Below are 13,543 nucleotides of genomic sequence, written 5' to 3'. Positions count from 1 at the left end.
AACGTCGTGAGACGCGGCGGACCGGTCGCGGCTCTGCGGGGCCGGTTCCAGCACCCGGCACAGGTGATCACGACTGGTTTCGCGGCCGCGGTGCTCGTCGGCACCGTACTGTTGTCCTCTCCCCTGGCCAGCGCCTCGGCGGAACCCACCGACTGGATCACTGCGCTGTTCACCGCGACCTCGGCGGTGTGCGTGACCGGCCTGGTGATCGTCGACACGGGCGGACATTGGTCGGCGTTCGGCGAGGCGGTGATCGCCCTGCTGATCCAGGTGGGCGGTCTGGGCATCATGACCCTGGCCACCGTGTTCACCCTGTTGATCTCCGGGCGGCTGGGGCTGCGCGCCCGGCTGTTCGCCCAGGCCGAGACCAAGTCACTCACCGCCGGCGATCTGCGGCGCATCGTGCGTAACGTGGTGCTGTTCAGCCTGTTCAGTGAGGCAGTCGTCGCCGTCATCCTCACACTGCGGTTTCTTCTCGGGTACGGCGAGCCGTTCGGCCGGGCGCTCTACCTGGGCGTCTTCCACGCCGTGTCGGCCTTCAACAACGCCGGATTCGCGCTGTGGCCGGACAGTCTGATCCGGTTCGCCGCCGATCCGTGGATCTGTCTGACCATCGCCGCCGCGGTCGTCGTGGGCGGGCTCGGCTTCCCGGTGCTGTTCGAGCTGCGCCGCTCGTGGCGGCACCCCGGCCGGTGGTCGCTTCTGACCCGCATCACCGTCGGCATGACCGTCATCCTGCTCCTGATCGGCACCCTGGTCTTCCTGGCCGCCGAGTGGAGCAACCCCAGGACTCTGGGGGCGTTGAGCGATGACGACAAGGTGCTGGCCGGCTTCTTCACCGCCGTGATGCCTCGTACCGCCGGCTTCAACAGCCTCGACATCGCTTCCATGACCCCCTCCAGCTTGCTGGTCACCGACGTGCTGATGTTCATCGGCGGAGGCACCGCCGGCACGGCCGGCGGCATCAAGGTCACCACCTTCGGCGTGCTGGCGTTCGTCGTCTGGGCCGAGATGCGCGGCGAACCGCGGGTCACCATCGGCCACCGGCAGCTGACGTCGGCCACGCAACGCCAGGCGATCACCATCGCCGCGATGAGCGCGGGCCTGGTCGCCGTGTCCACCTACGTGCTGCTCGTGCTCACCCCGCACACCCTGGATCAGGTGCTGTTCGAGGTCGTCTCCGCGTTCGGCACGGTCGGGCTGTCCACCGGCATCACCGCTGCCGTCACACCCGCCGGGCACCTGCTGCTGACCCTGCTCATGTTCGTCGGCCGCATCGGCCCGGTGACGCTCGGCTCCGCGCTGGCGCTGAAGGAACGCACACGCCGCTACGAACTGCCGGAGGAAAAGATGATCATCGGCTGACCAGATCGGCCCGCCGACTTCAGAACAATACGATCTTGCCGGAAACAATATGTCCATATAGGATCCGGGTCATGTGTTCAGCCTATGATCGACCGCCCGAGGATCTGACCGCTCGCGCGCGGATCCGCGACGCGGCCCTGGCGGAGTTCGCCGAGCGCGGTTTCAAGGGGGCGACGCTGAAGGCCGTCGCCGACGCCGCCGGTGTCTCGGTCGGCCTGGTGCAGCATCATTTCGGCTCCAAAGAAGGACTGCGGGAGGCCTGCGACGCGCACGTCCGTGCCACCATGCTGGGCGCCGCGGGCCAGGTCCAGGACGGCGTCGAGGTCACCCCCGACGTCATCCAGGGCATGTACGAGGCGAACGAGCTCAGCGTCCGCTACCTCGCCCGGGCCCTGGCCGAGGGCTGGGGCGTGGCGGCGGTGTTGTTCGACGAAGGCGCCGACGCCGCCGAGCGGTTCCTCATGGAGAACTGGCCGGACGACTTCCCCCCGCACGAGGCCAAGGTGCGCGAACGCGCCGCCGTGATGGCGGCGATGCACCTCAGCACGATCGTGCTCCACGCGCACCTGTCCCGCCGGATGGGCGTCGACGCGCTGAGCAGGACGAATCTCCCCCGGCTCGGCATCGCCATGGCCGACGTCTACGCGCACCTGGGGCAGTGGATCACCTCGGGACCCGGAGACCAGGTCCGCCAGGCCGTCACCGATCACCACATGAAGGAGCACCCCCGTGACTGACGTGATCGAGATCCACGGGCTGACCAAGGAGTTCGGCCGGGTCCGCGCGCTGGACGGCCTGGACATGACCGTGCGGGAAGGAGAGGTGCACGGCTTCCTCGGTCCCAACGGCGCCGGCAAGACCACGACCCTGCGCATCCTCCTCGGCCTGCTGCGCAAGGACGGCGGCCAGGTCCGGCTGCTCGGCGGCGACCCCTGGGCCGACGCCGTCGAGCTGCACCGGCGGCTCGCCTACGTCCCCGGCGACGTCACCCTATGGCCGAGCCTGTCCGGCGGCGAGGTGATCGACCTGCTCGGCCGGCTGCGCGGCCGCACCGACGCCAGGCGGCGCGACGAGCTGATCGAGCGTTTCGCCCTGGATCCCCGTAAGAAGGCCCGGACCTACTCCAAGGGCAACCGGCAGAAGGTCGCGCTGATCGCCGCGCTCGCCTCCGAGGTGGAGCTGCTCCTGCTGGACGAGCCGACCTCCGGCCTCGATCCGCTGATGGAGGCGATCTTCCGCGAGGTCGTCGCGGAAGAACGGCGCAAGGGCCGCACGGTCCTGCTCTCCAGCCACATCCTCGCCGAGGTCGAGGCGCTCTGCGACCGGGTGAGCATCATCCGCGACGGCCGCATCGTGGAGGCCGGCACCCTCGCGCAGCTGCGCCATCTCACACGCGTCTCCGTCACGGCCGAACTCGCCAGGGTCCCGGCCGGTGGACTCCCCCATGTCCACGACCTGAGCACGGACGGCGGCCGGGTGCGTTTCCAGGCCGACACCGACCACATCGGCGACGTGCTGGCCCACCTGGCGCAGTACGGCGTGCGCGACATCACCGCCCAGCCGCCCACTCTCGAAGAGCTGTTCATGAGGCACTACCGATGAACACGACAGCGCTGATCCGGCTGATCCTGCGTCGCGACCGCGTCTGGCAGCCGCTGTGGATCCTGTCCGTCGCCCTCTTCGTCGCGACCACGGTGACCACCATCCGGCAACTGCTCCCCACCCGGGACGCGGTCCTGCACTACGTCGAGGAGATCGCGCGGAACCCCGTCATCCTCCTGCTGCAGGGACCCGCGTACGGCGACAGCGTGGGCGCCGCCGCCGCCCAGCAGCGGGCCGCCGCCACCACCATCTTCGCCGCCCTGGCCAGCATCGTCCTCCTGGTCAAGCACACCCGCTCCGACGAGGAGCAAGGGCGGCGGGAGCTCGTCGGCTCGGCCGCCGTGGGACGGCGCGCCCCGCTGACCGCCGCCCTCACCGTCGTGCTGGGCGCGAACCTGGTGCTCGCCGCACTGATCGCGGTGGTCGGCGTGAGCGCCGGGCTCCCTCCGGCCGGCTCCCTCGCCTGGGGCCTGACCGCCGCGTCGGGTGGCTGGGTCGGGGCCGCGCTGGCCGCGGTGGCCGTGCAGCTGACCCAGAGCGCCCGCGTGGCCGGAGCCGCGGCCTTCACCGTGTTCTTCGCGGCTTACCTCGTCCGGGGCGTCAGCGACCTGGGCGGCCCCGGGATGGAATGGCTGGGCTGGCTCGTACCGAACGGCTGGTTCCTGCGGGCGCGCGCCTTCGGCGGCGAGCAGTGGTGGGTGTTCGCGCTGGTCGCGGCGTTTGTCGCGGCCATGGCGTGGGCGGCCTACGCGCTGTCGGCCCGCCGCGACCTCGGCGCCGGCCTGCTGCCGCCCCGCCTCGGCCCCGCCCGCGCGCCGGCCGGTCTGCGCGGACCGCTCGGGCTGGCCTGGCGGACGCACCGGGGCGCGGCACTGGCGTGGATCGCGGGCGCCGCCTTCATCGGCGCGGGGCTCGGGCTCGGCGGGCAGACCGCCGTCGAGACGTTCGGTCAGAGCGGAGCGCTGGACTACTGGGGCGGGCGCACGGGAGAGGACGATCCCGCGCGGATCTTCTTCAAGCTCGTCGTGTACGAGCTGGCGGTGTTCTCCGTCTCCCTGTACGCGATCATGACGGTGCTGCGCCTGCGGGGCGACGAGGCCACCGAGCTTTTCCTGTCCGGCCCGGTGAGCCGGACCCGGTGGGCGGCTGCCCATCTCCTGTTCGCGGTGACGGTCCCCGTCGCCATGCTGGTGATCGCCGGCCTCGCGCTGGGCCTCGGCACCGGCGACTTCGCCGGCGGGCTGGCCCTCACCACGGTCATCCTGCCCGGCATCTGGGTGATGGCCGGGATCGCCGTGGCGGCGTTCGGGCTGTTCCGGCGGGCCGGAGCGGTCGTGGGGTGGACCGCCCTGGTCCTGACCATCGCCCTCGAAGTCGCCTGGGAGGTCGGCCTGGTGAACGACTCGCTCTTCATGATCTCCCCGTTCGCCCACGTCCATTACTCCACCCTGGCCAGCCCTGGACCGGGCACGCTGGCCGGGCTCACCGTCGTGGCGGCAGGCTTGGCCGCGGTGGGTCTGTACGGGCTCCGCCGCCGCGATCTGACCCTGTGAACCTCCTGTGACCGGTGCCGGTGTCAGCCGACGATCACCTTCTCCTCCGGCAGCTCGTAACGACGAGTGCGCTGCTTCAGGGCGAGCGCGGAGCCCAGCGTCAGCGGGCCGATGCGCCCGATGAACATCAGCACGCTGAGCAGCACATGCCCGGCCAGCGTGGTGTCGGCGGTGATGCCGGTGGACAGGCCGTTGGTGGAGAAGGCCGAGATCACCTCGAACAGCACCTGGTCGAGACTGTGCGGAGAGATCATCAGCATGAGCCAGGTGGAGAACGTGACCAGGATAGCGCCGATCAAGCTGATGGACAGCGCCTGACGCTGGGTGGTGGACGGCAGGCGGCGGTGGCCGATGTTGACCTGGTGCTCGCCGCGCAGCTCCGACCAGATGGCGAACACCAGGAACCCGAACGTGGTGACCTTGATCCCGCCCGCGGTGCCGGCGCTGCCGCCGCCGATGAACATCAGCACGTCGGTGAGCAGCCAGGAGGAGGGGTTCATCTGGCCGATGTCGATGGAGTTGAAGCCCCCGGAGCGTGGCATGACGGCGGCGAAGAAGGCCGCCAGCAGCTTGCCGGAATCATCCAGCGGGCCCATCGTGGCGGGGTTGTGCCACTCGATCGCCAGGAACGTCAACGTACCGCCGCCGAGGAGGACCACGCTCAAGCCGACGGTGACCCGGGTCAGGATCGACCAGCGGCCCGGATGCCGCCAGGTCCGCAGGAGTTCGAAGACGACGGGGTAGCCGAGCCCGCCGACGACGACAGCCAGTGCCACGGGCAGGCAGATCCACGGATCCGCGACGAAGCGCATCAGACTGTCGGGCCACAGGGCGAAGCCGGCATTGTTGAAGGCCGACACCGAGTGAAAGAGGCCCAGGTAGGCTGCCCGGCCGAGCGGCTCGCCGTATCCGGTGACGAAGCGGACCGTGAGGACCACCGCGACGGCGGCCTCGCAGACGATGCTGAACATCACCACCTTCCGCAGAACCCGGCGAAGGTCGGCGGCGACCACCGATTTGGTCTCCAACTGGGCCGACAGGCGGGCGCGCAGGCCGATCCGGCCCGAGATCATCACGATGATCAGCGTGGCCAGTGTCATGATGCCCAGACCGCCCACCTGGATGAGAAAGACGATCACCACCTCGCCGAACACCGACCAGTGCGTTTCGGTGTCCACCACGATCAGGCCGGTCACGCAGACGGCCGAGGTGGCGGTGAACAGCGCGGTGAGCCAGTGGGAGGAGTCGCCCTCGGTGGTGGCCAGCGGGAGGCCGAGCAGCAGCGTGCCGATCAGCACAGCGGTCCCGAATCCCACCGAGATCATCACCGCCGGGTGCCGGCCGCGGCCCGGCACCGCGGGCCGGCGCCGTGCCTTCCGGTTACCCGCCCTCGCCGGCTGCTGGGCAGCAGGCCATGAGCCACGCATCAGGGAGCCCCCGTGGAGTCGTACGGCTGAAGACGCCGCCGACCAGGCTTCCCGGCACTCCGCGCATACCGTAGCGCAGCACGGCATAGCCGCCAACCGCGCACCGTGCCACGGACGGGTATGGACGGTCAGGTGCTCATGATCGTCCACTGGTTGTTGGTGCTGCTGTTCGGCGTCCACAAAGCGACGGTGGAGCCGGCGGTGCTGTTGCCCATGCCGTCCAGGGCGGTGCCGGTGCCCCGGTTGATGATCTGGTGGCGGCCGTTGCCCGTGCTGTTGAGTCGCCACTGCTGGTTGGCGCCGCCGTTCCAGGCCGCCTGCCGGGCGTTGGCGCCGTTGGCGGTGTTGCCCCAGCTGTCGATGACCATGGCGTTGGTGCGGTTGACGATGCGGTACCAGCCGCCGCCCAGGTCCACGAGCTGCCACTGCAGGTTGGTGCTGCCGTCCCAGTTCCACTGCTTGAGGTTCGACCCGGAGGCGACGTTCCCGCCGCTGTCCAGCACCAGGCCGGTGGTCGCGTTGGTGATCCGCACGTGGCTCGCGGGCGCGGGGCCGGACCCGGTCATGCGGTACGTACGACCGGCTTGACCGGTCAGTCTGATGACGTCGTTCTCGGGTTTGGCGACGCTGACGGCATCGCCGGTCGTGGTGTCGACCACCTGGTAGGTCCCGGCGAAGATCCGGGCGCGTACGTTGACCGTCCCGCCACGGTCGAACCTCAGGAGGATCTCGGTGGCCCCGCCGGAGCTCCAGGTCGCGTCCACGGTGTGGCCGCCGCGTCCTCGAAGACCCCGTACCGTGCCGTTCGGCCAGGCCGGCGGCAGGGCCGGCAGCACGTGCAGCTCGCCGTTGTGGCTCTGCAGCAGCATCTCGGCGACGCCGGACGTGGCGCCGAAGTTGCCGTCGATCTGGAACGGCGGGTGCAGGTCGAACATGTTCGGCGCCAGCCGGGCCGTCGTCACCAGGAGGCGGAGCAGCGCGTGCGCACGAGCGCCCTCCTCCATCCGCGCCCAGTAGTTGATCTTCCAGGCCAGGGACCAGCCGGTCCCGTCGTCCCCGCGGAGTTCGAGGGTGCGCCGGGCGGCGGTGTACAGCGCCGGGGTGCCGCGCTTGGTGATCTGGTTGCTGGGGTGCAGGCCGTAGAGGTGGGAGATGTGCCGGTGGGCGGGCTCGGTCTCGACCCAGTCGTACAGCCACTCCTGGATGTTGCCGCGCGAGCCGATCTTCATCGGCGGTAGCCGGTCCCGGGCGGCCAGGACCCGCGCCCGGAAGTCGGCGTCGACGCCGAGCGTCTGGGAGGCCTGGGCGCAGCCGTCGAACAGGTCGCGCAGGATCTGGTTGTCCATGGTGGGGCCGGCGCAGACGCTGACGCCCGCGTGGTGGGCCAGTTCTGGAGAGTTCGACGGGTTGGTGACCAGATACCCGAGCTGAGGTTCCTGCACGAGGGTCTCCAGGAAGAACTGCGCGGCGCCTTTCATCGCGGGGTAGTAGCGCCGGAGGAACTCCAGGTCGCCGGTGAAACCGTAGTGGTCCCAGACGAGGGTGGCCAGCCACGCTCCGCCGGTCTGCCACATGCCCCAGAACGCGCCGTCGACGACCGACGTCCCCCGCCACGCGTCGGTGTTGTGATGGGTCACCCAACCGCCGGCGTCGTACTGGACGCGGGCCGTCCGGGCGCCGCTGACCGCGAGTTCGTCGAGCATCGCGAACACCGGTTCGTAGCACTCGGACAGGTTCGTCGTGTCGGCCGGCCAGTAGTTCATCGGCAGGTTCGCGTTGATGGTGTACTTCGAGTCCCAGGCCGGGGTGAGCGAGTCGTTCCAGATGCCCTGGAGGTTGGCCGGCTGCGTGCCCGGCCGGGAGGAGGAGATCAGCAGATATCGGCCGTACTGGAACAGCAGCGCGGAGAACTGCGGGTCGTCGGTGTTCGCGTGCTGGGCGATCCGCACGTCGGTCGGCTGGTCGGCTGCCGCGGTGCGGCCGAGGTCGAGCGTGGTGCGCCCGAACAACCGCTGGTAGTCGGCGACGTGCCGGCCGCGCAGGTCGTCGTAGGTCCTGCCGGTGGCGGCGTCGAGATGGCGCCGGGCGATGCCCTGGTAGTCGCCGCCGACGTCGCGGAAGTTACGGTAACTGGAGCCGATGGAGACCAGCAGCGTCACGCTGTTGGCGGACCTGACCTGCAGGGTGCCGCCGGAGCTGCTGACGCTGCCGCCCTCGGCGACGGCCCGCGCCAGCGCCAGATAGCGGACCGAGCCGACCACTCCCTCCATGTCGCCCGAGACGCCGTCGAGCGCGACCGTGGTCCCGTCCGGGCTGGAGCGCGTCGCCCGTTGCGGGCTGCCGAAGGTCGCGGAGAACGTGATCGAGCCCGGCCTGTCGGCGGTCAGGCGGACGGCGATCACCTGATCGGGCGCGCTCGCGAGCACCTCGCGCCGGTACCTGACGCCGTTCTGCAGATAGGACACGGCGGTGGTGGCCGTGGTGAGATCCAGATGACGGTTGTACTCCGCGACCCCGGAGGCGCTGCCGAGGCCGAGCCGCAGATCACCGACGGTCTGGTAGGCCAGCTGTCCCACAGGGTTTCCCCGCATGTTCTGGTCGATCATCGTCTGGGCCTGGCTCCACTGGTTCTGGAAGACCAGTTGCCGGATCTGGCCCAGCGCCGCCGCCCCTCGGGGATTGCTCTGGTCGTACGGTCCACCGGCCCAGACGGTGTCCTCGTTGAGCTGCAACCGCTCGGTGTCGACGTTGCCGAACACCATGGCGCCCAGGCGGCCGTTGCCGATCGGGAGCGCCCGCAGCCAGTCCGTGCCGGCGCTCTCGTCGTACCAGAGGGCCAGATCGTTCGCGGCGCTCACCTCAGGAGGGGGCGCCGAGGCGGCCCGGGCGGCGGCGGTCCATGCCGGCGGCAGCATGAAGGCTCCGGCTCCGGCCGCGCCGAATCTGAGGACTTGCCTTCGTGATAGATCAGACATCTCGCATCCCGTTTCCTACGGAGTGGTGGTCGGTCCCCGGCTCACGCGGGCGTCGCAGGGGATCAGACGCGGGTCCACTTCTGGTTGGCGCCGCCGTGGCAGGTCCAGATCTGCGTCCTGGTGCCGTTGGCGGTGCCGGCGCCGCTGACGTCCAGGCACTTGTTCGCGCCGACCGCGGTGATGCTGCCGTCGGTGTTGAGGCGCCACTTCTGGTTGTTCTGGCCGTTGCAGTCCCAGATGATCACCGCGGTCCCGTCCGCCGTCCCGGCCCCGTTCACATCCAGGCACTTGCCGCCGTACACCCGCAACTCACCCGCACTGGTGACGGTCCACTGCTGGTTCGCCTGGCCGTTGCAGTCCCAGATCAGCACCTGCGCGCCGTTCGCCTGGGAGGCGCCGTTGACGTCCAGGCACCGGTTCGACGCCACGCCCCGCAGCGCGCTCGTGCCGCCCGGGGGCGGGCCGTCGCCCTGCCCGACGCCCGTGCCGTTGAAGGTGACGGAGTCCAGGTCGAACGCGTTCGCGGACGGCGCCTTGAACACCACGTGGACATTGCGGGTGCCACCGGGGTCGGTGACCCGCACCGGGGACAGCGACACGTAGGTGTTCCATCCCCCGGTCGCCGGCACGGGGCTGGAGGCGAGGAGGGCCCCGGTCGGCGAGTCGGCGCGCAGTTCGATGGACGCGCCGGTGCTGGACGGCGCCGAGACGCGGAAGGACACCGTGTCGATCCCGGACAGGTTGATCGGGCTGAAGGAGATCCAGTCGTTGTTGGAGATGTCGCCGATGCGCCTGCCGCCTTCGGCTCCGGACTCGTCGACGACGCGGATGCCGGACGAGCCGGTGAAGTGCTCGGCCTGCTTGTGTTTCGGCTGCAGGGTGAGGCCGGCGGAGCCCTTCAGGCCGCCGCTGTCGGTGTAGTCGGCGGACAGGACGTAGTAGACGTTGGAGGCCTCGTCATGGCCGGAGGCGGTGGTCGTGACCGTCCCGGAGCAACCGGTGTACTGGCCGGTGTCGTGGGCGTGCTGGTCATGGCCGAGCGCCGTGATCACGTTGACCTTGGTGCAGTCGGCGGCGCCGTCCTCGGCGTCGGTGACGTTCACCGTGTAGTCCACCCGGTCGCCGAAGTCGATGAACCCGCCGTCGGGCGGGGCCGAGAAGGTCACCCCGGGACGGGTGTTGCCGACGACGATGGGCACCGTGACGCTGCCCGTCTTCCCGCCGGCGTCCCGTACGGTCAGCCTGGCCGTGAAGGTGCCGTTGGCGGTGTAGGTGTGAGAGGGGTTGGCGCTGGTGGAGGTCCCGCCGTCGCCGAAGTCCCACGCGTAGGTGATCGGGTCGCCGTCGGGGTCGGTTGAGCCGGCCGAGGAGAACGCCACCACCAGCGGTGCCGTGCCCGAGTCGGGTTCGGCGCTCGCCTTGGCCAGGGGCGCGCGGTTCCCGGCCACGTAGTCGACCCGGTAGATGCTGTCATCGGTGTTCGCGTGGCCGAAGCCGTTGCCCCAGTCGGCCATGTACAGGGCGCCGTCCGGCCCGAACTTCATGTCGATCGGCGCGCGCGGGGCGATCTGCGCCACGAACGGGTTGATCTTCAGGAGGTTGCCCGAGGAGTCGAGGCGGAACTCCTTGACGAAGTTGCGGCTCCATTCGTAGAAGAACGGCGTGCCGTCGAAGTACGCGGGGAACTTCCGGTCCGAACCGCTGGCCGGGTCATGGCGGTAGAACGGGCCGCCCATCGGGGCGGCGCCGCCGCAGCAGTTGATCTCGGGGAACTGGGCCGAGGCGTGGTAGTCGTACCACACGGTCGCGGGCTTGGCCGCGGGCAGGTTGGTCAGGCCGGTGTTGTTGGGCGAGTCGTTGACCGGTGCCGAGCAGGTGAACTTCGGGCCGGAGGTGTTGGTGGCGAAGTTGTAGTCGTTGAACGGGAGGTTGTCGCCGACGCAGTACGGCCAGCCGTAGAAGCCGGGCTGCTTGATCAGGTTCCACTCGACGGTGCCCTCGGGACCGCGGCCGGGGTTCGCGGCGCCCGCGTCCGGTCCGTAGTCGCCCACCGAGATCCAGCCCGTCACCTTGTCGACCGAGAAGCGGAACGGGTTGCGGAAGCCCATCGCGTAGATCTCCGGCCGGGTCTTGGCGGTGCCGGGCGCGAACAGGTTGCCGGACGGGATCGTGTAGGTGCCGCCGGGCTCGGGGTGGATGCGCAGGATCTTGCCGCGCAGGTCGTTGGTGTTGGCGGAGGACCGCTGAGCGTCGTAATGCTCCCGGCCGGGCCGCTCGTCGATCGGGGCGTACCCGCTGGATCCGTTGGGATTGGTGTCGTCACCCGGGCCGATGTACAGGTTCCCGCCCGGCCCGAACGCGAGGTAGCCGCCCGTGTGGCCGGGCTCGTCGACGTTGCGGTACGCCGGAACCTCGATGATCTTCTTCTCGCTCGCCAGGTCGAGGCTGGTCCCGTTGAAGGTGAACCTCGACACCCGGTTCACCTCACCGCCGTTCAACGGCGAGTAGTTGACGTAGATCCAGCCGTTGGTGGCGAAGCTCGGATCCAGCGCCAGCCCGATGCCGCCGTCCTCGCCGCCGTCGTACACCGGCAGGGTGCCGATGACGCGCGTGCCCCCGCCGTTGGCGGGGATCATGTTCATCTTGCCGGAGCGCGAGATGTAGAAGACCCTGCCGTCGGCGGCCACGTCGAGCTCCATCGGCTGGTCCGGTGCGCCGTCGAGGGTCACCTTCTGGAACCGGGCCGCGACCGTGCCGCCGCAGTCACCCGGCGCATCGCCCGCCGCCCACCGCACGCCGCCCAGCAGGTGCTGCCGGAACAGGGGCTCCGCGTAGGAGGAGGCCTGGTGGCCCATCGCGGTGGCCCACACCCGGCCGCCCTCCGGGTTGTGACACCAGGAGATCGGGTGGTCGACGCCCATCTTGCTCGGCCCCGCGTCATACGTGGTCTCGTCCGCGGTCACCAGCACGTGCACCGAGCCCCGCATGTTCTTGTCGAAGTTGTACCACTCCTCCGCCCGCACCCACCGGTCGGGCAGCCCTGCCGTGGAGGGGTGGGCCTTGTCGGCCACCTTGGCGGTGCCCTGGAGGATCGACGAGTGCGCGGTCATGTGGGCGCCCGCCAGGACGACCTGGTCCCACCAGGGGAACTGCGCCTCGATGTTCATGTCGGTGGCGTTGTGGATCGCGACGACGCCGTGGCCGGCGCGCACGTAGGCCTGGAAGGCCTGACGCTGGGCGTCGTTGTCCCACACCATGCCGCTGGTCTGAAGCATGATCACCGCGTCGTAGGTGTTCAGGGTCGCGGGCGTGAAGACGGCGGAGTTCTCGCTGTGGTCGAGCTGGAAGTCGTTGTCGGCCGCCAGCTGCTGGAACATCGCGACACCCGCGGGGATGGAGTCGTGCCGGTAGGCGCCGCTCGCCGTCTCGGTGAACAGCAGCACCCTGAACGGCGCGGCCGCCTGCGCCACCTGCGGCGACAAGGACATCAACAGCCCTGACAGGGCTGCGACCAAGGCGGGGAACAGGCGTGATCTTCGCATGAAGGATCTCCTGGGGGGTGCCGGCAACAGGTCGGAGTCGGAGGGAGGACGTGAGGCGTGTCGCCTCGCCACAGACCCATTAAGCCTGCTTATTCAGAGTTGGGAAACCGGCCTTGTCCACCTATCCGGCGAGTACCCATCGATAACAGCAGGTCAACGTGCCGAAGGTCGCTACCGCACCCGCTTCCACCCAGCAGGATAAGTATGAAACTTTCAATCACAGGGTCCGAAGGTAGGCGAGGCCGTCCACGGCCAGCCTGTCCTGGCTCTCCGCGAGGGGCCGCCAGACGGAGGCCGCGGTGGCGATGGTCCGGTTGTGCGCGGTGAACGACTCGATGACGAGCGGCCCCCGATAGCCGGTGTCGCGCAGGGCCCGGGTGAAGCCCGGCCAGTCGAAGCGGTCGGCTCCCGGCGTGCCGCGATCGGTGCCGCACACCTGCACGTGCGCGATGCGATCCGCCGCCAGCCGCACCGCCTGGGCGGGGTCCTTCTCCTCGATGTTCATGTGGTAGACGTCGAGTGCCAGGTGGCAGTCCTCGGGCAGCGCCTCGAGCGCCTGCTCGACGGTGTTGACGAGGCTGGTCTCGTACCTGTTGAGCGGCTCGACGGCGAGCTTCACCCCGCGCTCGGCCGCATGGTCCAGGACGGGCCGCAGATGCTCGCGCAACTCGGCGTAGACCCCCCGGCGTTCGTCCGGCGAGAGCCGCCACGTACGGCCGACCGAGGCGTACGCCGGCCCCCCGATCACCGGGGAGCCGACGGTCACCGCCACGTCGACGCAGTGCCGCAGATAGTCCTGGGTGTCGCGGACGGTCCCCGGGGACGCGGCCACGAGCTCGCGCCCCGGCGGCATGACGAGCACCACGGACGCGGCCAGCCCGTGCTCGGCCAGCACCGCCGCGGCCTTGTCCGGGTTCCAGTCGCCGGGCCGCTCGACGGGCAGTTCGATGACGTCGAAGCCCCACCGGGCGACGCGGGGCGCGAGCCGCGCCAGTTCGTCGTCGGTCAGCGGGGAGACCCAGACCCAGGTGTTCACTCCGATGGAGAACATGGCGTCCCTCTTCGTCGTCGGTTCGGGA

The 13,543-nt window shown here is 69.9% G+C and carries 8 protein-coding genes; 4 read left to right on the top strand and 4 right to left on the bottom strand.

Annotation, left to right across the window (positions count from 1 at the left end; genetic code table 11):
• The first annotated feature begins 6 nt into the window (after nucleotides 1–6).
• The 4 genes from ACZ6YG_RS11105 (at nucleotide 7) to ACZ6YG_RS11090 (ending at nucleotide 4,520) form a co-directional block, all read left to right on the top strand.
• Entirely contained in the window at nucleotides 7–1,365 is a 1,359-nt protein-coding gene (locus ACZ6YG_RS11105; protein ID WP_466017870.1) for a TrkH family potassium uptake protein, read from the top strand.
• Nucleotides 1,366–1,436: 71 nt separating this feature from the next.
• Entirely contained in the window at nucleotides 1,437–2,102 is a 666-nt protein-coding gene (locus tag ACZ6YG_RS11100) for a TetR/AcrR family transcriptional regulator (protein ID WP_466017869.1), read from the top strand.
• A complete protein-coding gene (locus tag ACZ6YG_RS11095; protein WP_364227887.1) occupies nucleotides 2,095–2,967 on the top strand; it encodes an ABC transporter ATP-binding protein in 873 nt (290 codons plus the stop codon). The genes ACZ6YG_RS11100 and ACZ6YG_RS11095 overlap by 8 nt, the downstream gene beginning before the upstream one ends.
• Nucleotides 2,964–4,520, top strand: coding sequence for an ABC transporter permease (locus ACZ6YG_RS11090; RefSeq protein ID WP_466017868.1), 1,557 nt, complete (start codon nucleotides 2,964–2,966; stop codon nucleotides 4,518–4,520). The genes ACZ6YG_RS11095 and ACZ6YG_RS11090 overlap by 4 nt, the downstream gene beginning before the upstream one ends.
• 23 nt (nucleotides 4,521–4,543) lie before the next feature.
• On the opposite strand, the gene ACZ6YG_RS11085 is transcribed toward ACZ6YG_RS11090, so the two are convergent.
• From ACZ6YG_RS11085 to ACZ6YG_RS11070, 4 genes are all read right to left on the bottom strand, one after another.
• Nucleotides 4,544–5,845 carry a TrkH family potassium uptake protein gene (locus ACZ6YG_RS11085; RefSeq protein ID WP_148032222.1) on the bottom strand — a complete coding sequence of 434 codons (1,302 nt, stop codon included), beginning with the start codon at nucleotides 5,843–5,845 and terminating at the stop codon, nucleotides 4,544–4,546.
• A gap of 230 nt (nucleotides 5,846–6,075) precedes the next feature.
• On the bottom strand, nucleotides 6,076–8,862 hold the full coding sequence (locus ACZ6YG_RS11080; protein ID WP_466017867.1) for a glycosyl hydrolase family 95 catalytic domain-containing protein: 2,787 nt from the start codon (nucleotides 8,860–8,862) through the stop codon (nucleotides 6,076–6,078).
• A 122-nt stretch (nucleotides 8,863–8,984) separates the two neighbouring features.
• Nucleotides 8,985–12,464, bottom strand: a complete 3,480-nt coding sequence (locus tag ACZ6YG_RS11075; RefSeq protein ID WP_466017866.1) for a ThuA domain-containing protein — start codon at nucleotides 12,462–12,464, stop codon at nucleotides 8,985–8,987.
• A gap of 217 nt (nucleotides 12,465–12,681) precedes the next feature.
• Nucleotides 12,682–13,515, bottom strand: coding sequence for a sugar phosphate isomerase/epimerase family protein (locus ACZ6YG_RS11070; protein WP_148032225.1), 834 nt, complete (start codon nucleotides 13,513–13,515; stop codon nucleotides 12,682–12,684).
• Nucleotides 13,516–13,543: the final 28 nt, after the last annotated feature.

This window comes from Nonomuraea sp. NPDC054003 (genome assembly GCF_055585125.1).
This window is presented reverse-complemented; position numbering and strand designations above follow the sequence as displayed.